General features: G+C 68.8%; 15 protein-coding genes and 2 pseudogenes. 9 read left to right on the forward strand and 8 right to left on the reverse strand.

Annotation, left to right across the window (positions count from 1 at the left end):
• Positions 1 to 368: 368 nt before the first annotated feature.
• Positions 369 to 1,193: an ABC transporter permease gene (locus ACFYOB_RS40530; RefSeq protein ID WP_388569808.1), complete on the reverse strand. Its 825-nt coding sequence runs from the start codon at positions 1,191 to 1,193 to the stop codon at positions 369 to 371.
• Positions 1,190 to 2,110: an ATP-binding cassette domain-containing protein gene (locus ACFYOB_RS40535; protein ID WP_388569811.1), complete on the reverse strand. Its 921-nt coding sequence runs from the start codon at positions 2,108 to 2,110 to the stop codon at positions 1,190 to 1,192. Before ACFYOB_RS40535 ends, ACFYOB_RS40530 begins: the two co-directional genes overlap by 4 nt.
• Before the next feature lie 208 nt (positions 2,111 to 2,318).
• Here ACFYOB_RS40535 and ACFYOB_RS40540 point away from each other — a divergent pair, with 208 nt between their 5' ends.
• Positions 2,319 to 3,497 carry a sensor histidine kinase gene (locus tag ACFYOB_RS40540; protein ID WP_388569814.1) on the forward strand — a complete coding sequence of 393 codons (1,179 nt, stop codon included), beginning with the start codon at positions 2,319 to 2,321 and terminating at the stop codon, positions 3,495 to 3,497.
• Positions 3,494 to 4,156 (forward strand): response regulator, encoded by a 663-nt coding sequence (locus tag ACFYOB_RS40545; protein WP_388569817.1) that lies wholly within the window; start codon positions 3,494 to 3,496, stop codon positions 4,154 to 4,156. Before ACFYOB_RS40540 ends, ACFYOB_RS40545 begins: the two co-directional genes overlap by 4 nt.
• Here ACFYOB_RS40545 and ACFYOB_RS40550 read toward each other — a convergent pair.
• A complete protein-coding gene (locus ACFYOB_RS40550) occupies positions 4,140 to 4,307 on the reverse strand; it encodes a hypothetical protein (protein ID WP_388569819.1) in 168 nt (55 codons plus the stop codon). The genes ACFYOB_RS40545 and ACFYOB_RS40550 overlap by 17 nt on opposite strands.
• Before the next feature lie 237 nt (positions 4,308 to 4,544).
• Here ACFYOB_RS40550 and ACFYOB_RS40555 point away from each other — a divergent pair.
• Both ACFYOB_RS40555 and ACFYOB_RS40560 read left to right on the forward strand, forming a co-directional pair.
• A pseudogene (locus tag ACFYOB_RS40555) lies at positions 4,545 to 4,850 on the forward strand (HNH endonuclease); the annotation flags it as partial.
• Positions 4,851 to 5,081: 231 nt separating this feature from the next.
• On the forward strand, positions 5,082 to 5,354 hold the full coding sequence (locus tag ACFYOB_RS40560; protein WP_388569822.1) for an isoamylase early set domain-containing protein: 273 nt from the start codon (positions 5,082 to 5,084) through the stop codon (positions 5,352 to 5,354).
• Positions 5,355 to 5,542: 188 nt separating this feature from the next.
• Here the strand turns inward: ACFYOB_RS40560 and ACFYOB_RS40565 are convergent, their stop codons facing one another.
• The gene (locus ACFYOB_RS40565; protein WP_388569825.1) at positions 5,543 to 6,436 is read right to left on the reverse strand and encodes a phenylalanine 4-monooxygenase; all 894 of its coding nucleotides are present in this window, start codon (positions 6,434 to 6,436) and stop codon (positions 5,543 to 5,545) included.
• A 1,213-nt stretch (positions 6,437 to 7,649) separates the two neighbouring features.
• Here ACFYOB_RS40565 and ACFYOB_RS40570 point away from each other — a divergent pair.
• The 4 genes from ACFYOB_RS40570 to ACFYOB_RS40585 all read left to right on the forward strand — a co-directional run bounded on the left by ACFYOB_RS40570 (position 7,650) and on the right by ACFYOB_RS40585 (position 12,543).
• The gene (locus ACFYOB_RS40570) at positions 7,650 to 8,309 is read left to right on the forward strand and encodes a polyprenyl synthetase family protein (protein ID WP_388569828.1); all 660 of its coding nucleotides are present in this window, start codon (positions 7,650 to 7,652) and stop codon (positions 8,307 to 8,309) included.
• 178 nt (positions 8,310 to 8,487) lie between these two features.
• Entirely contained in the window at positions 8,488 to 9,471 is a 984-nt protein-coding gene (locus ACFYOB_RS40575) for a Rieske 2Fe-2S domain-containing protein (protein WP_388569831.1), read from the forward strand.
• A 138-nt stretch (positions 9,472 to 9,609) separates the two neighbouring features.
• On the forward strand, positions 9,610 to 10,605 hold the full coding sequence (locus ACFYOB_RS40580; RefSeq protein WP_388569834.1) for a hypothetical protein: 996 nt from the start codon (positions 9,610 to 9,612) through the stop codon (positions 10,603 to 10,605).
• 1,389 nt (positions 10,606 to 11,994) lie between these two features.
• Positions 11,995 to 12,543: a hypothetical protein gene (locus tag ACFYOB_RS40585; protein ID WP_388569837.1), complete on the forward strand. Its 549-nt coding sequence runs from the start codon at positions 11,995 to 11,997 to the stop codon at positions 12,541 to 12,543.
• 15 nt (positions 12,544 to 12,558) lie between these two features.
• On the opposite strand, the gene ACFYOB_RS40590 is transcribed toward ACFYOB_RS40585, so the two are convergent.
• From ACFYOB_RS40590 to ACFYOB_RS40600, 3 genes are all read right to left on the reverse strand, one after another.
• Positions 12,559 to 13,281 (reverse strand): IS5 family transposase, encoded by a 723-nt coding sequence (locus ACFYOB_RS40590; protein ID WP_388569839.1) that lies wholly within the window; start codon positions 13,279 to 13,281, stop codon positions 12,559 to 12,561.
• 268 nt (positions 13,282 to 13,549) lie between these two features.
• Positions 13,550 to 13,951, reverse strand: coding sequence for a hypothetical protein (locus ACFYOB_RS40595; RefSeq protein WP_388569842.1), 402 nt, complete (start codon positions 13,949 to 13,951; stop codon positions 13,550 to 13,552).
• Between the two features lie 153 nt (positions 13,952 to 14,104).
• Entirely contained in the window at positions 14,105 to 14,482 is a 378-nt protein-coding gene (locus ACFYOB_RS40600; RefSeq protein ID WP_388569844.1) for a WD40/YVTN/BNR-like repeat-containing protein, read from the reverse strand.
• A gap of 364 nt (positions 14,483 to 14,846) precedes the next feature.
• Between ACFYOB_RS40600 and ACFYOB_RS40605 the strand changes: the two are divergent.
• Positions 14,847 to 14,963 (forward strand): annotated as a pseudogene (locus ACFYOB_RS40605) (transcriptional regulator); the annotation flags it as partial.
• Positions 14,964 to 14,993: 30 nt separating this feature from the next.
• Here ACFYOB_RS40605 and ACFYOB_RS40610 read toward each other — a convergent pair.
• Complete coding sequence (locus ACFYOB_RS40610) at positions 14,994 to 15,869, reverse strand: hypothetical protein (RefSeq protein WP_388569847.1); 876 nt, start codon at positions 15,867 to 15,869, stop codon at positions 14,994 to 14,996.
• Positions 15,870 to 16,340: the final 471 nt, after the last annotated feature.

Here is a 16,340-nt window from a genome sequence, read left to right on the forward strand (position 1 = left end):
TGCGCCCAGGCGCATAGGGATGACAACGGAAGCACCCAGCTTCGATAGCCGGGCATCCTGGGATGAGACAGGCATGAGCAACTCCTCGCCTCATCCTTCACCCCTCAGGTCCCATCGGTCGCGGCCATACCTGCCGACTCTCCCGCACCACGATCCGACCAACCATGAATCAGCCGATAACGGGCCGAGGTAGACGAAAACGACCTCTGAGAATGGCGACCTGCGGAAACGTGATCACTTCCGGGCCTCTCGCAGAACTCTCACAGATGTTCATTTATGAGAGACCGTCATCAGCGCTGCGACGAGCTACCGGGCCTCGCCCCCGGAGCGTGCCTCCCGGGCGCGATGTGCGCGCCCTGAAGGCACGCTCACACGTCGCGGCGCCTCACGGCGAGCACGGCGAGTGCGATCGCGATCACCGGCCAGAGCGCGTACACGATCCACGAGCCGGAGACCGTGGCGGTGTAGCCCAGGGATCCGGGATCCGGCTCCCAGTTCTGAATCAGGCGCTTCCATGCGGCCGACACCATCGTGTGGTTGATGTCCGCCGACCAGCGATCACTCTCCGAGAACATCGGGGGCAGCATGAGCAGGGAGAAGACGCTGGTGACCATGGTCGCGGCGCTGTGCCGAATCAGGACGCCGAGGCCCAGTCCGATCAGTGCGCAGACCGGGGCCAGCAACGCGGATGCCACCAGCGCCCGGAGCACCCCGGGGTGGGTGAGCGGGACCCCGGCGTGGCGCCCGCTGAGGATGGCCTGGGAGACCAGGAAGGAACCGGCGGAGATGACCGTGCCGACCGCGGTCCACAGCGCGGCGGTGACGGCCGCCTTGGCCAGCACCACCGAGCCGCGGGCGGGGACGGCCACGGTGGTGGTGCGGATCAGACCGCTGCTGTACTCGCTCACCACGGTGAGGGCACCGATGCTGCTGACGACGAGTATCAGCGTCCAGTAGCCGGTCGGCGGATAGGCGTCGTAGGGCAGGAAATCAGCGGGGCCGGAGCGGGCGGCGTTGTCCGCGAGCGTGGCTACGGCGGAGGACCCGATGACGAACAGGACGGTGAGTGCGGTGGTCCACGGGGTGGAGCGCAAGGACCGCATCTTGATCCACTCGGAGGCGAGCAGGTCGCGGAAGCGGGCGGGTGGCCCGGTGACGGCGGTGATCGGGGGGACGGAGGCGAGTGTGGTCATCGGGGCTGTCCTGCCTGGTATTCGACGCTGTCGGCGGTGAGTTCCATGAAGGCCGCCTCCAGTGAGGCGGTGTGGGTGGTCAGCTCGTCCAGCCGGATACGGTTTTCGAAGGCGAGCGCTCCGATCCGGTCCGCCGGGAGCCCGGTCACGGCGAGCTTCTCGGCGCCCGCCGAGCCCTCCGGCTCGACCGAGGCGCCCGCCGCGATCAGCACGGCTGCCAGCTCGGCGGCCTGCGGTGTTCCCACCACGACGCTGCGACGGGTGCCGCGGGCCGCGAAGTCCCGTACCGACTCGGCGGCGATGAGGCGGCCCCGGCCGATGACGACCAGCTGGTCGGCGGTGTTCTCCATCTCCGACATCAGGTGACTGGAGAGGAAGACCGTGCGCCCCTCGGCGGCCAGGCGCCGGAAGAGCCGGCGCACCCAGAGCACGCCCTCCGGGTCCATGCCGTTGATCGGCTCGTCGAACATCAGCACGGGCGGGTCGCCGAGCAGGGCGGTGGCGATGCCCAGCCGCTGCTTCATGCCGAGGGAGAATCCCCCGATGCGGCGGTTCGCCACCTCGGCCAGCCCCACCTCCTGAAGAACCTCGCCCACCCGGCGCAGCGGGATGCCGTTGCTGCGGGCCAGAGCGGACAGGTGGGCGGCAGCGCTGCGCCCTCCGTGGACCTGTCCGGCGTCGAGGAGGGCGCCGACGTGCCGCAGCCCGCGCCGGTGGTGGTGGAAGGGGACACCGCTGACGGTTGCGGCGCCGGTGGTGGGAGCGTCCAGGCCGAGGATCATCCGCAGGGTGGTGGACTTGCCGGCTCCGTTGGGGCCGAGGAACCCGGTGACCTGGCCCGGCCGCACGGTGAAGGACAGATGGTCGACGGCCGTCTTGCTGCCGTAACGCTTGGTGAGTTCGTTGACTTCGATCACGGCACCCACACTGCCGAGAGGACCCCAGTCCGGACATGGGGCCGTGGGCGGCAATCGCGCGACCGGGTTAGCCCGTGGGCGTACGTCCCCGGGCCGATGCCGCGCGGGCGGCGGGCGGTTAGTCTCGCGGCGTGGACCTCATAACGATCACCCCGTTGCCTGCGCGCGTTGCGCACCACGGCCTTGTCCCGAAAAGGGCACATCGCTGATGACGAGAACGAAGGTCGTGGCCTGGGCGGGGGGTGCCTCCTACCTCCTCATGGTGGGTCTGCTGGTGGGGGGCGCGACACGGGCCTCGGGCACGGTCCACGCTGTCGGGTCGCTGCTGGCCGTGAGCCTGCTCGCCGGGGTGATGCGACGGACGCCGCTGCTGGCTCTGGGATTGGCACTCTTCGGATCAACTGCTGTGGTCGTGGGCACTCCGGGCTCCGTCCATGAGGGTCTGGCGGCGTCGTATCAGGGCCAGTTCTTGTCGTATCTGGCGGTGGACCTCGTCCTGGGCTTCATCGTCGCCACCTGCCCACGCCGGGCTTCGATCGTCGCCGTAGCCGTATCCTTCGCCGTGCAACTCCTGGTGATCGGCGGCTTCGCACACGGCGACAACTTGACCGTCAACGGGGTGATCGGACTCCTGGCGATGGCCGCATCCTGCATGGCCGGTCTCCTGAGTCGCGAGCGCCGCGAGCACGCGGTGGCGCTACGTGCGCAGGAGGTGGGCGAAGCCGTGACCGCCGAACGGCTGCGAATCGCACGGGAGCTGCACGACATGGTCGCGCACAGCATCGGCATCATCGCCATCCAGGCCGGTGTGGGCAGCCGGGTCATCCAGACCCAGCCAGCGGAGGCGTACGAGGCCCTGCGCGCCATCGAGGCCACCAGCAGAGAGACCCTCTCGGGCCTTCGGCGCACGTTGGTGTCGCTCCGTCAGGCAGACCTGGGCGCGACCGTCTCCGCGCAGTCACCGCTCGCACCCTCACCAGGTCTGGCGGACGTCGAACGGCTGACAGCGGCGACCGCGGACGCGGGGGTACGCGTCGACGTGCGCCTCAGCGGGGAACAGCGCCCTTTGCCAGCCGACATCGACCTGTCCGCCTACCGCATCGTGCAGGAGGCCCTGACCAACGTGGTCCGCCACGCGGGCACCGGGCATTGTCGCGTGGCCATCGACTTCGGGGACGAGGAGCTGTCCTTGGAGGTCGTCGACGACGGGCGCGGCGCCACCGGAGAGTACAGATCGACCCACGGCTTCGGCATCATCGGCATGCGGGAGCGGGTCGGCCTGCTGGGCGGCCACCTCAGCGCCGGACCGCGTCCCGAGGGCGGCTTCCGGATAGCAGCCCGGCTGCCGCTGCCCGCGCCTGTCGGAGTTGGGGTGGAGGCCCGATGACCGTCCGGATCGTGCTCGCCGACGACCAGCCGCTGGTGCGGTCCGGGTTGCGCGTGCTCATGGCAGACCACCCCGACCTGGAAGTCGTCGGTGAGGCCGCCACCGGCTCCGAAGCGGTCCGGCTCGTCAGCGACCTCGGCCCCGACGTCGTGGTGATGGATATCAGGATGCCCGGCATGGACGGGATCGAGGCCACCCGCCTGATCACAGTCGGTCCGGCAACGACGCGCGTCCTCGTCCTGACCACCTTCGACGAGGACGACCACGTCTACGGCGCGCTCCGGGCCGGCGCGAGCGGCTTCGTGGTCAAGGACATGGCTCTGGACGACATCCTCGCGGCGATCCGCGTGGTCGCCGCCGGCGACGCACTGATCGCACCGGGTGTGACGCGTCGTCTGATCGCTGACTTCGTCGGGCGCCCCGTAGCTGCGCCGGAGCCCTCCCCCCGGCCGGTCGAGGGCATCACCGAGCGGGAACGGGAAGTACTGACCCTGGTCGGACGCGGCCGGTCTAACACCGAAATCGCGCAGGACCTCTACATCACGGTGGCCACCGCCAAGTCGCACGTGTCACGGCTGCTCACCAAACTGGGCGCCCGGGACCGGGTCCAGCTCGTGATCACCGCCTATGAGATGGGGCTCGTCACGCTGCCTCGCTGATGGCGTCCGAGAGTTGGTTGGTCAGCCTTGGCTTGTCGTCCAGCGGGAACAGCACCGTGTGGTGCAGACCCAGCTGGGACCAGCGCGGCTCACCGAACACCCTGACCGCCTCAGCCCGGTTGTCGTGCATCCAGCGGTAAAACTGCTCCATGGTCACCAGCGGGCCACGACGGCTGTTCCTCGCGAGCCTGCTGCCCTTGTTCGGCCCAGTGAGGGCCGTGCGGCTGTTGAGCGCGTCGACCAGACCAAGCAGCCACGGCCGTCGCTGTCGGCGGCGTGAGCCGCTGCACGGGATAACGCACCGCTCACAGCAAGGAAACGGCCCAACCCTCGCCTGTCGGCGATGCCAGCGGCAGCTTCGTCAAGGTACAAATAACACTTCGTACCGCTTGCCGAAGTCTTCGACTCCGAGCGGACGGAGTGGAGTGCGGCGCGGCGTGAGGCGTACGCAAACGACCAGAACAGTCCCGACACCCTGATCGCGGTCTCCGCCGCCTCCAACCGGTCCAAAGCGGACAAGGACCCGGCCCAGTGGCTGCCGACGGACGCCTCCTACCACTGCACCTACGCCGCGACCTGGGTCGGTACGAAGCTGCGCTGGGACCTGGCCGTGGACGAGGCCGAGCGCCAGACCCTCCTCGGCCTTGCGGAGGACTGCCCCACGACCACCGTCGTCTACGAGCCCGCGGTCTGATCCGTGGCGGGACCCGGCCGGGGTGGCTTCGACCGGCCGGGTCCCGCACGTGTGGACCCTCTCGTGGCCCTGCCACCCTGACATGCCGGGGCCCGCGCTGCGCGCCGGGCACGGGGAGGCGTGTGCCGGGCGGGTGACACGCTCACGCCTGCGGCTGCAGCAGGGCGCGGCTGGCATCGGACCACCTGAGGATGGGGTTCCTGTTGTGCCCCTCGTCGAATGGAGCCACTCATGCTGGAGCGCAGGCCGCGCAAGGACGGTACCGAGGTCACCTTCGTTCTGCCGCGGGAGGATCCGCCGGGGCCGGTGAGCGTGGTGGGGGACTTCAACGACTGGCAGCCCGGCGTCCACACACTCCAGCCGCGCAAGGACGGCAAGCGGGCAGTCACGGTCGCACTGCCCGCCGCGACGACCCAGTCCTTCCGCTACCTGGCGGCGGGCGACTACTGGTTCAACGACGAGAGCACTGACCACGACGGCGCCAACAGCCGCCTCCACACCTGACCTGACGCCCGCCCGTCGAGTGCCAGGCCCTGCCCGCGAGCTGGTGTGTCGGCAGGTCCGGCACCGCACACGCGGTCCTACGGTGCGCTCATGCCCGCGGGCGTGGCATGCTGCCAGCCCGCCAGTTGGCTTTGTCGTCTCCCAGTGGCCTGGCGTCGGGGGCTTGTGCGCCGGTCGGTACCCTGGCATCAGCCGCCGTGCTGTGCTCGGGTGGCCGGGGTGCGTCCGAAGCGCGGTGCGCTGTCGTCGTCGAGCTGTTCGAGGAAGCGGCCTAGGGTGTCGGTGACCTCGTCCAGGCAGCGGGCGCTGAAGAGCACTGGTTGGTAGCCGCAGATGTCGTACTCGGTGGCGAGTATGGCGGGGATGTTCAGCGGACGGATCCGGGAGTGCCGCAGCCGGCGGATCTCCCCGTAGGACGAGAGCAGGGCCGCGCCGTACGCCTTGGGTTGTCCGCCTTCGTCGAGGATCCCGTATTCCAGGGTGAACCAGTACACGTCGCTGATCATCTGGAGGACGTCTTCGTCCTCGACCCGCATCGCCGCCTGCCCGATGAGGCGGTAGATGTCGGCGAAAGCAGGCGAGGCCAGGTGGATCCCGTGACCGAAGACGTCATGGATGACGTCGGGCTCGGGCGTGAACAGCGGCACGGCAGGGTGGCGGACGAACTGCACGGCGTGGAAGTAGCCGTCTGCCATCGACCCCAGGAAGCGCTTGTTCTCGACCACGCCTCCCGCGAGGGTGAAGTCGAAGCCCGTCAACCGCCGCAGATGTGAACCGACTTCGCCATGCTGCGGGATGTGGTCCGCGGGGATAGGGGCCTGGCTCCTGGCGTCGAGGACGGCACGGCACGCGTGCTCGCGCTGGGCCGTCCACAGCGCCTGATGGACGATGCGCCAGGTCCGCTCCTCGGCCTCCATGTAGTTCACCGGCGGTGACGGATCACCGACCCGGTGACTGCGGGCCCGAGCGGCGATGGCCCCGCGCCGCCGCAGGTAGCGGGGATCGCTGAGCCCGGGGTGCTCCACGGCCGCACCCAGCCGGCCATCGGCCGCGACGGGCGTCCGCAGATGAACATCACTCACGAACCGATTGATTTCCACCGGCACGAAACGGCACACCCGGGAGCTTGGCCCAGCCGGCATCGCCCCTGCCGTGAGCGCGGATGGCCGAGAAGCGCTCCTTGACGGACCGATCGCCTGCCCACGACGGCGGACCCCAGCCGCGCGGCGGGATCACCGGTTTCCCGCCCCGCCTGCCCAGACAGGACGCGGCCCGGATCGTCACCGCGATGACCCCGCCGTCCTGCGGACGCACCCGTGGCCGCCTCTGGCAGCGGCGAGGGCCGCCGGTGGATCTGAAGCCAGCCGGTCATCACGTCACTGCCCTTCGTCCGCGGGGGAGTGCCTTGACCGGTTGGTGTCGCCCGGTCAGAACGCTCAACGAGCGTCGGAGTGAGTGGGCACGAGGCGGTCGGCCCGGGACGGTGGGACCGGCGGCGGCAGCGGATGCCATTCGGCGGCCGAACGCGAAGGGCCTCACTATGAAGGCCCTGATGCGGGCCCTGCGCCGGGCCGGCTGCAACCCCGACGAGATGCCCTGAGCGGATCCGGCGTTCGGCTGCCCCGTCCTGGCCGAGGGGCCGCTCACCTCGGCTGCGAACCCTTCACGCACAGCCCTCGCGGTTGTCTTCATCAGAGAATCAGCGGTTCGGGGTCCTGCTGCTCGCGATACACGCGGATCCGGTCCCGATGCGCCGGCCGCAAGTGGCCGCCGCCCGCGGTCGGCCTCGGTGCCCACGCCGCCTCTGCCGGGCTGCGGCGGGCTGAAGGGGGCACAGCAGGTCCAGGGGCCGTCCCTTTGGGTGGTGGGGAGCTGTCCGGAAGCCAGGGGGGCGGGCATGGGTCTTGTCTTCGCGCCGACGTGCTCCGGTGCGCGGATGGTCTGTCTGTCTCCTGTGACGCATCTGCCGGTGTCCGTGCGCTGGCTCGTCCTGGTTGCTCTTGGCGGCTGTGGAGGGTGTGTTGGAGGTGAGCACCGGGCCGGAGTATGGGAAAGGGGGTCGGGGTGCGGTGCGGGCAGCAGTGAACCGGGAACTGAGGGGGAGCCGGATCTATGGATGAGCCTGTTGTCCCACCAGCTGTGTCTCGGCCTGGCTCTGAGGTGATTGGCCCGGCGGCCCGCCTGCTGGTCGCTCGGTCCTTGCGGACGTCCGTGGAGTCGTTGCCGGGCGCTATGCGGCATCTCGTGGGATGCCACTTCGGGTGGTGGGACCGACGCGGTGACGCGCTGACTCCGATGGAGAGTAAGGGGATCCGTGTCGCTTTGACTCTGCTGTCCTGCCAGGCCGTGGATGGTGAAGCGGAGCAGGCGGTACCCGCGGCGGTGGCGGTTGAGCTGGTGCACAACGCCTCCCTGCTGCATGACGACGTGATAGACGGGGACCGGTTACGCCGGGGCATACCGGCCTTGTGGACGGTGTTCGGCGTGCCGGCGGCGATCCTGGCAGGGGATGCGCTGTTCTTCCTGGCCAACCAGGTTCTTCTTGAGGCGGGCGGTGCTTTGGCCGCCGAAGGGCTCCCTCGGTTGAACAGGGCGGTGCAGGATCTGATCGATGGTGAGTACGCGGACGTCGCCTTCCAGGACCGCCCGGTGGTGCCGGTAGGCGAGGCTCAGGCGATGGCTCAGGCCAAGACCGGTGCCGGTCGCTCACTGTCTCGCTTCCGACAGCGCTTCCGGTCAGGCTCTGACCGGCCTCTATGCCATGTCCGGGCCTCTGTCTCAGTTCCAGTTGCAGCGGGCCGCGGTCCTCATGGAGGAAGCCGGCAGCCGCGACTGGGCGCGGTCACAGGCACATCGTCACATCGAGACGGCTCTGCGCCATCTGCAGGCCGCGAAGCCGGCACCCAGCGCCGCCGCCGGCCTGAGGACCCTGGCTCGCCTGATCACCGATCGTGACCCGTGACGGCCCCGTACTGCCGGACTCTGCCGCGCCCTTGGCACTCTCGAACCGGTATCCGCCTTGGCAGGCATGGGCCTGAGCACCACCTGTTCTGCGACCAAAGGAGCCGAACATGAAGCAGGTGCCGAACCCGCCGCGCGGTGCGTTGCAGCCGAGGCGCCCTTATCCGCACGGATGGTTCGCCTGGCCTTCAGCCGCGAGGTGCGACGCGGACACGTTCACCGTGTCCGGTTCATGGGCGACGACGTGGTCCTCTACCGCACCCAGAGCGGCGTGGCGCGAGCCGTGGACCCCTACTGCCCGCACCTGGGCGCGCACCTCGGCTACGGCGGCCGCGTGGACGGCGAGACCATCGTGTGCCCGTTCCACGGCTTCGCCTACGACACAGACGGCCGGTGTGTCCGTACCGGATACGGCACGCCACCTCCCAAGGCGCGGCTGACGGTACGGCACGTCAGTGAGGTCAACGGCGTCATCCTCGTGTGGCACCATCCCGATGGCCAGACCCCGCAGTGGGAGATCCCCTCGCTCCCCGACGACCTCCCCGCGCCGGTGGAACGCACCGTGACCCTCACCGATCACCCCCAGGAGATCGTCGAGAACCTCATGGATATCGGCCACCTGACCTATCTCCATGGCTTCTCACACGCCAGCGAAGTAAGCCCGGTCGGCTTCGACGGCCACCGGATGCGATACGACCTGGCCGTGGAGAAGACATTTCTCCCTCTCGGCGGTCCCATCGGATTCGACATCAGGGCAGACGTCCACGGGCTCGGCTACTTCTCACTGGAGTTCGACGCGCCTCGGCTGCGCATACGCGGGCGGAGTCTCCAGCTCCCCACCGCCATCGACCCGACCCGTATCCAGTACCGCTGGACGATGAGTCTGCTCGCCCCACACGGTCTGGGCCGACTGCGCGGCCCGCTGTCGCGCCTGATGAGCGGTGTCGCCGCCTCAGTGCTGGGCTGTGAGGGCGCGGCGGACTTCACCATCTGGGAGAACAAGATCTACATCGAGAACCCTAGGCTGGCCAAGGGCGACGGGCCCATCGGGGCATACCGGCGCTGGGCGGCACAGTTCTATCCCTCGCAAGACGCCAGGGGCCAGCCGTCGCACTCCGCCCCGGCCCGCCACGAGACCGACCCCCTCCAATCCTGAACGCTGCCGCTGCCGTCACCGCGGCCTGGAACGGACACCCGCGGACGGCGCAGAGAGCGCTGGTCCTCACTGATTCGCCCTGTCCATCTGCTTGAGAGGGACTGAACCGTGTCGTCTGCCGACCCTTACCCCCGCGAAATGCCGGTGTACTGCCCGTGGCCCGGCGGGCTCTACGCCGCCACCGACTGGAAGCACATCGAAGCTTCCGCCGTCGCCTGGTACGGCTCCCAAGACCTCCCGGAGCCACCCGAGCTGTACTCCAACACCACCAGCGGGTACGGCATGTGCCGGGCCTTCCCCGACGCCGTGGACGCCACCGCTCTGCGGCTGATCACCCAGTACTCGGTATGGGCCTTCTTCTACGACGACCACATCACCGCCCGCAACACCAGCGCCGCCCACGTACGCGCCTGCCTGGCTGCCTCCGACCGTGTTTTCGATACCCTCGGAGCCCCGGTGCCCGAACCGTGCCGCTACATCGCCGCCCAACGAGACCTGGCCGAACGCTGGCGCGCCAGCATGCCCGAGTCGACCTGGTCCTTCCTCGCCACCGGATGGCGATCGTGGATCACCTCCATCATCCCGGGCCGTCCCGTCACCACCGTGAATGCCTACCTGTCCTGGCGCCACCTCGACGACGCCAGCCCCGTCTACACCCCCATGCCGCTGGCCACCGGCAACTACACCCTCAGCAGCGAGCAGTGGAACGATCCCCGTGTCATCGCGGTCCGCCACGCCATGGGCCTGATCACCGGCATCGACAACGACCTGTCCTCACCAACCCCCGAACCCCACAGCCCGCACCTGCTCGACATCCTCGCCGCCGAGGCGGACATCCCCCGCCCCCAGGCCGTCCACGAAGCCGTCGCCCTGCGCAACCTGCTCACCTGCAGGCTCGAACACCTCGTGGCCGACCTCAACGCGAACGCCAAGGAACCGCTGGGGCGCTATGCCGGCCAGGTCGCGCAGATCACCCGCGGCCACCTGGACTGGTACGAGGTCACTCGGCGCTACCGCGAGCGGCCCGACCGCATCCCCCCGATCACCCTGTCCCCTGTGTCCGGCCATCCCGACCACGACTGCCACACCGTGCTGCCCTGGCCCGCTGTCTCCTGGTGGTGGAGTCCCTGCTGATGCGGCGCCGGACCGTCGAGGCCGAACCCTCACATTTCGCCCACGAGTTCGCTTAGTAGGAATGGGTGGTTCCGCCGCGAACGAGTGGCGCGGCGCAGTGGCGAGCCGTTCCTGCGGGCTACCGGTGGTGGAGGCCGTTGGCCTCGAGGCCGTACGGGCTGAGGTGGGGGGGCCGACCGGTGTGGGTGGCCGCAGACCGGCTGACACAGACGCTGTGGTGCAGGTTGCCGCAGTGTCGGCCGCGGGTGACGGCGGCGGTCGGCCACCCGGTCCACTGCCCCGGTGGCGAAGTCGGCTTCCCCGACGTCCAGCCCGACCAGGTCGCGGCCCTGGCCACCTGCCGCGTTCCCGGCCCCTACGACCTGTCTTGCGGGTCAGGGCGTGGGGTGGCGGCGGGCGCGGAGCCGGCGGACACCCTTCACGGTGTATACGGCGGCCATGAGCGCGAAGCCGACGGCGGCGATCCGGAACCAGGATTCCGCCACCGTGAGGTTTACGGCACGGCCGGGGGCGGGCGGCCGCGCCGCTAGCCGCGCCTGAGTATTCCCGGGCCGCTTGTGCGGCCCGGGAACCCGGGGGCGTAGCCCCCCAGCAGGGGTGATTTTTGCCCTCGCGTGGTGCGCCTCGGTCGGGTCGCGCCGGTCGGCTCGGTGGAGATCGACTACAAGCACCACGGCGGCGTCACCACGGTGCCGCTGTACTCCGTCGAGGACGTCGCCCTGCTCCCCGTCGTCCGCCCCCTGGTCGGCTGGCGGGCGGTGTACGCCGCCCGTGCGGGCCGCCGCTCCCCGTTGCGGTGGCGTGGGTGCAGATGGGTGACAAGACGAGTGTTGCGGGGGGAAGCCGGGAAGGCCTGCGGGGGAGTTGACTGCACTACCGGAAAGGCCGTCATGCGTCGTCTCGCTGCTGTCGTTCTCGCAACTCTCGCGCTTTTTGGCGTTCTCGCTGTGCCGGCCAGTGCCGACACAGGTCTGAGTGTCGGTCCGATCTCACTGGGCTTGCCGGGTGGCTCACAGTTTGTGCAGCTCCGGGGCATGGACATCAATGTGGGCAGGATCCTGGGGTAGGCGGCGGCCTGGTCATGGCCTGACCTCGCCCGGATCGAGCAGCGCGCCACACCAAGCCCGTGCAGCAGGCTGCGCCGTGCGCTGCGCGGCTCGTCTGCGGCCTGCTTCGGGTCGGGGACGGCGGCATCGGGTGGTACTCCAGAGCGCGTCTCGCCAATCTTCAGTGCGCACGGTCAGGGGCCAGTTCAAGCCGATCGCTCGGCTTTAGGAGCCGTATCCCAACCGAACGTGATCTTTGAGTCTTCGCTGGTCAGGAATGGTTTCGGTGGGACGAGGGAGAGATCCTGCGTCCTGTTTCCGTCTGATCGTCGTGGTGCGCGCGGTGGCGTCGATTCTGGGTTTGCTGGAGGAGCGCGAGGCGGCTGCTCGTGTGCGGGCCGAAGAGCTTCGGGAGGCCGCGGCGTTGGCGGCTGCAGCGCTGGAGGCCGCTGAGGTCGAGTTGGAGCGGCGGGTGATCGCGCGTGAGGAACTCGTTGATGCCCTGGCCGTGTCCGCAGCCGAGACCGCCGTCGTCACGGAGGACGGAGAGGAGAAGGTCGCGCCGCCCGAGCCCGGCCCTGAGCCCGTGGCCGCGTCGGTGCCGGGGGCTGTGGTGCCTGCGTGGCGGGAGGGGCTGTCGGTGTCGGTCCTCTCGCCGGACAATCAGCGGATCTTGAATGTGCTCCAGGACCGGCCGAGCCCGGAGCCGGTGCGTGCCAGGGACATCGCGGAGGCGCTGGGGATCGATACGACAGTGCCGGCGAAGGTTGAAGGAGTGCGCTCAAAGGCGAAACGCCTGGGCGAGCGTGGCTGGTTGCTCCTGGAGGCATCGGGGATGTTCAGTGCCGGACGGCGGCTCGTGGCCGGGCCAGTCGGCGCCCCATCCGCGTGATCATCGAGAACAGGATCATCGCCTCGCTGGTCGCGGGCAGGTCTCGTAGTCCCTGGCCAGACGCCTCGAATGTATCAACCAGCTCAGCGTCCTCTCTACCACCCACCGTCGCGGTAGCACCACGAACCCCTCCATGTCGTCGGTACGTTTGACGATCTCGAGGGTGAGCGCGAGCTTCTCCCGGCACCAGTCGATCAGGCCGCCGGTGTAGCCGCCGTCGGCCCAGACCAGGGTGATGTCCCGGTGCAGGCTCCGCAGCCGGGCCAGCAGGGGAGGGCTGCCTCGCGGTCGCCCATGTTCGCGGCCGTCACCGCGACGACCAGGATCAGATCGAGACAATCTGATCACGTGGCGCTTCCGCCCGTTGACCTGCTTGCCTCCGTCGCAGCCGCGTGAGGCGGCGGGCACCGAGGCGGCCGCCTTCACCGACTGCGCGTCGATGATCCCCGCGCTGGGTTCCGCCTCGCGACCTTCCCGCTTTCGAACGTTCTCCCGCAGCCGGTCGTGGAACTCGGCGATCAGCTCGTTCTCGCGCCAGCGGCGGAAGAAGGCATAGACCCGGGCCCAGGCGGGGAAGTCCACCGGCATCGACCGCCAGGAGATCCCGCCCGTGACGAGGTAGCGGATCGCGTCCAGCGTCTGACGGTGGCAGTAGCCCTCGGGCTGCCCGCCCCGGCCCCCCAGCCAGGCCGGGACCGGTAGGAGAGGACGGACCGCCGCCCACTCCTCGTCCGACATGTCCGAGGGGTAGTGCGGCTTCCGGGCGGGATGATCGGCCGCGTTGCCGTACACGTGCGCGAGGCAATCGCACGACACGTCGGACGAGTTGAAATGGGCGGGCGCAGGCGCGTACAACTGCGGCAACAGGGCCTCCGGGTACTCGGTTAAGGATTCGCATCCCCGAGCTACCAGGAGGCCCTGCCTTCATGCACCGGCCGTCCGGAGATCACTCACGCGGGAAACCTGTTCGACCCGCACGTTCCAAGATCGGTCGAGATGCGGCTTCTCAGTCTCGGGGCCCGTCCGTGCGGCTGAGCACGCCACTGAGACTGGCCGGGAAGGGATCCCGCCGAGTATGGGGCAGCGGCACCTCGACCAGCTTGCCGTCGTAGAGCATCCACAGCCCGAAGCAGTCGTCGTCCTCGTCGCGGATCATGACCTGTACCGACCACGGGTAGGGCCAGGGCAGCGATTCCAGGTGGGCCAGCAGCCCGGTCCAGTTGTGGCGGATGAACTGGATCACCCAGGCGTAGCACTCCTCGGACCGCCCGCCCAATCCGGCGAACACGTAGTCGTCGACCCGGGTGAAGCACTGGTACCACTCGCGGTCCTCGTCGGGACGCGTCAGCGGCTCCATCACCTCCTCCGCTCTCCGCGCCAACACGATGACCTCGGCGTATCTACTCATGCCCAGAGTATGAAGGTATCCAGGCTGGCTGCTTCCGCTTGTTCGTGAGGGGCCCCGAGCTACCGAGAGTCCCTGCCCTGATGCACCAACAGCCGGAAGACCACCCCAGGAACCCTGTTCGACCTCCACGTTCCATGATCGGTTGAGATACAGCTACTCACGGCCCGCGGCGAGGTCCTCGGAGCTCCAGCTGTTGCCACCATCCCGGCTCACCAGCGGAGCCCCAGCGCTCAGGACCGCGACGAGGAACTCCCCGTTGTGATGTGCGGACAACGACCGGACGGACTCACCCGCCGACACCCCGGTTGCCAGCCGCTGCCAGGACGCGCCCTTGTCGTCGGTGCGGAAAATGCTGCTCTCGTGTGCTCCGGGCAGGGCGGTGGTGGACAGCCGCCACCGCGCCCGATTCGAATGGCTGGCGACGAGGCAGCTCGCCACCGGGTAGCGGGTGGGCGGCTTGATGGCCTGCCAGGTGTTCCCGCCGTCCTGACTCCAGAAGCCGCCCCCCGTGGAAGGAGAGGAAACCAGCACCGTGGAAGTATCCCCGGGCCCTGAAATGCACTCGACTGTCGCAGCCGACTGGTAGGGGCCGACAGCCTTCCACTAAAACTCCCCCGCCGCTGGTGCCGCACTCGCAGACATCACATCTCCCTGCCTTGGCCAAGAGGCCCCGGGACACCGGAGACCCATCGCTGAAAGTAGCGTCCTGAACGCCGTACGTAGTCCAAGCGAAACTTCCAGCCACACTCGTCCTGCCAACTGCCCTAGGCCGTGTCCGATGGGTCCTGTGACTCGCCTCGCGCTGGATCGTTGCGGTCGGTGTGGAGCGAGGGGATCTTTCAGATGACGAGCGGATGCGGCTGGAGCGGCATCTGCCGCGTAACCACGGTCGGGGTCGATGAAGACCCTGTCGGCGCACATACAGCCGATGGTGGTGCAGGCCCTGGTGACGGCTTTCCAGCGGTCGCTGTGGGAGGAACTGAGGGCGGCGTTCACCTCGGAGACCGAGTGAACGCCGCCTGCGGGTGCTCTGCTCGCGGGCTCACACACCGCCCGCGAAGAACGTCCAGCCCGAGGAGACCCCGGCGAGTGGTCCGACGTTGGCGTAGGTGTTCCTGCTGAGCTTGGAGGTCCACGCGGTGCCGTCCGTCTTGTAGAAGATCAGGCTGTCCGAGGTCCGGCCCTCCTCCTCCCACATGCCCGACGTGCCGATGTCGCGGAACCCGCCGAGCCTGCCGTCGGTCGCCGTGGCGATGCGGTACCGGAGCCCCGAACCGTTGTCCGCCAGGGCCAGGACCGTGTCCTTGGTCGCGACCAGGGTACCCAGGTCCTCGGTGCCCCTGCCGTTCACATGCGTGTAGACGCCGCCCTTGAGGGTCCCGTACCCGACTTCGCCGGGCTTCGTGAAGACCGCCGTGTCACACGAGGCGGCGATGGACTCCCAGCCCGTGCTGAAGTTGTCGTACGAGCGGACGTGCTGGTACCGGCCGTTCTTCAGTGTGCCCGTGCCCCCTTGGCCGTTGTCGGCGTTGTAGAAGAGGGCCGAGTCGCCCGACGCCACGACGTTGGTCCAGCCCGTCGAGAAGTTGTCGTAGGTCTGGACGCGGGTGTACTTCCCTCCCTTGAAGGTGCCGCTCTCCCCAGCTCCGGTGTCGGCGTTGTAGAACAGCATCGAGTCGCGGCTCGCGATGCCGTGCGTGTACCCGTCGGGAACCTCGATGTTCGAGCCGTAGCGCCAGTGCCCGGCCGACAGGGTGCCGGTGCCCACGGCTCCGGTGTCCTTGTTGTAGCCGAGGAGCGAGGTGCTCGGGGTCGTCTGGTTGCAGAACGCCGAAGCAGCGGCGGCGGGCGTCGCCGGAACGGCTGGCATGACGGCCATCACGGAAGTGGCAAGTGCGGCCATCAGGGTTTTCTTCATGGGTCTCCCCGCTTCTTCGCACGTGAACGGGTGATCCCCCCAGCTGTGCACGGTCGGAGAAGGACACGTGCCCTGTTCATCGTGCGCCGCGTCCGGCGCCCTCGCATCTCGGGCGCCGGACACGCGCGAGGGGGCTCGCCGGCTAGGGGCTGTCCGATGGGGCGTGTGACGCTCCTGCTGGGAACTCGTTCTGTGGGACATGGGGCGGGGAGATCTTTCGGATGAAGAGTGGGATCGGCTAGAGGTTCTGGAACACATTCTCAAGAGGTCGTTTTCGTCTACCTCGGCCCGTTATCGACTGATTCATGGTTGGTCGGATCGTGGTGCGGGAGAGTCGGCAGGTGTGGCCGCGACCGATGGGACCTGAGGGGTGACGGATGAGGCGAGGAGTTGCTCGTGCCTGTCTCATCCCAGGATGCCCGGCTATCGAAGCTGGGTGCTTCCGTTGTCATCCCTATGCGCCTGGGCGCG

Origin of the sequence: Streptomyces sp. NPDC006463 (assembly GCF_042870715.1) — a bacterium.
Lineage (GTDB): Bacteria > Actinomycetota > Actinomycetes > Streptomycetales > Streptomycetaceae > Streptomyces.

Bases quoted from the DNA above. Each gene is read 5' to 3' on its own strand.
- ACFYOB_RS40530 (WP_388569808.1), bottom strand. From the start codon at position 1,193: ATGACCACACTCGCCTCCGTCCCCCCGATCACCGCCGTCACCGGGCCA.
- ACFYOB_RS40540 (WP_388569814.1), top strand. From the start codon at position 2,319: ATGACGAGAACGAAGGTCGTGGCCTGGGCGGGGGGTGCCTCCTACCTC.
- ACFYOB_RS40545 (WP_388569817.1), top strand. From the start codon at position 3,494: ATGACCGTCCGGATCGTGCTCGCCGACGACCAGCCGCTGGTGCGGTCC.
- ACFYOB_RS40550 (WP_388569819.1), bottom strand. From the start codon at position 4,307: ATGGAGCAGTTTTACCGCTGGATGCACGACAACCGGGCTGAGGCGGTC.
- ACFYOB_RS40560 (WP_388569822.1), top strand. From the start codon at position 5,082: ATGCTGGAGCGCAGGCCGCGCAAGGACGGTACCGAGGTCACCTTCGTT.
- ACFYOB_RS40570 (WP_388569828.1), top strand. From the start codon at position 7,650: ATGGAGAGTAAGGGGATCCGTGTCGCTTTGACTCTGCTGTCCTGCCAG.
- ACFYOB_RS40575 (WP_388569831.1), top strand. From the start codon at position 8,488: ATGGTTCGCCTGGCCTTCAGCCGCGAGGTGCGACGCGGACACGTTCAC.
- ACFYOB_RS40580 (WP_388569834.1), top strand. From the start codon at position 9,610: ATGCCGGTGTACTGCCCGTGGCCCGGCGGGCTCTACGCCGCCACCGAC.
- ACFYOB_RS40590 (WP_388569839.1), bottom strand. From the start codon at position 13,281: ATGTCGGACGAGGAGTGGGCGGCGGTCCGTCCTCTCCTACCGGTCCCG.
- ACFYOB_RS40595 (WP_388569842.1), bottom strand. From the start codon at position 13,951: ATGAGTAGATACGCCGAGGTCATCGTGTTGGCGCGGAGAGCGGAGGAG.
- ACFYOB_RS40610 (WP_388569847.1), bottom strand. From the start codon at position 15,869: ATGAAGAAAACCCTGATGGCCGCACTTGCCACTTCCGTGATGGCCGTC.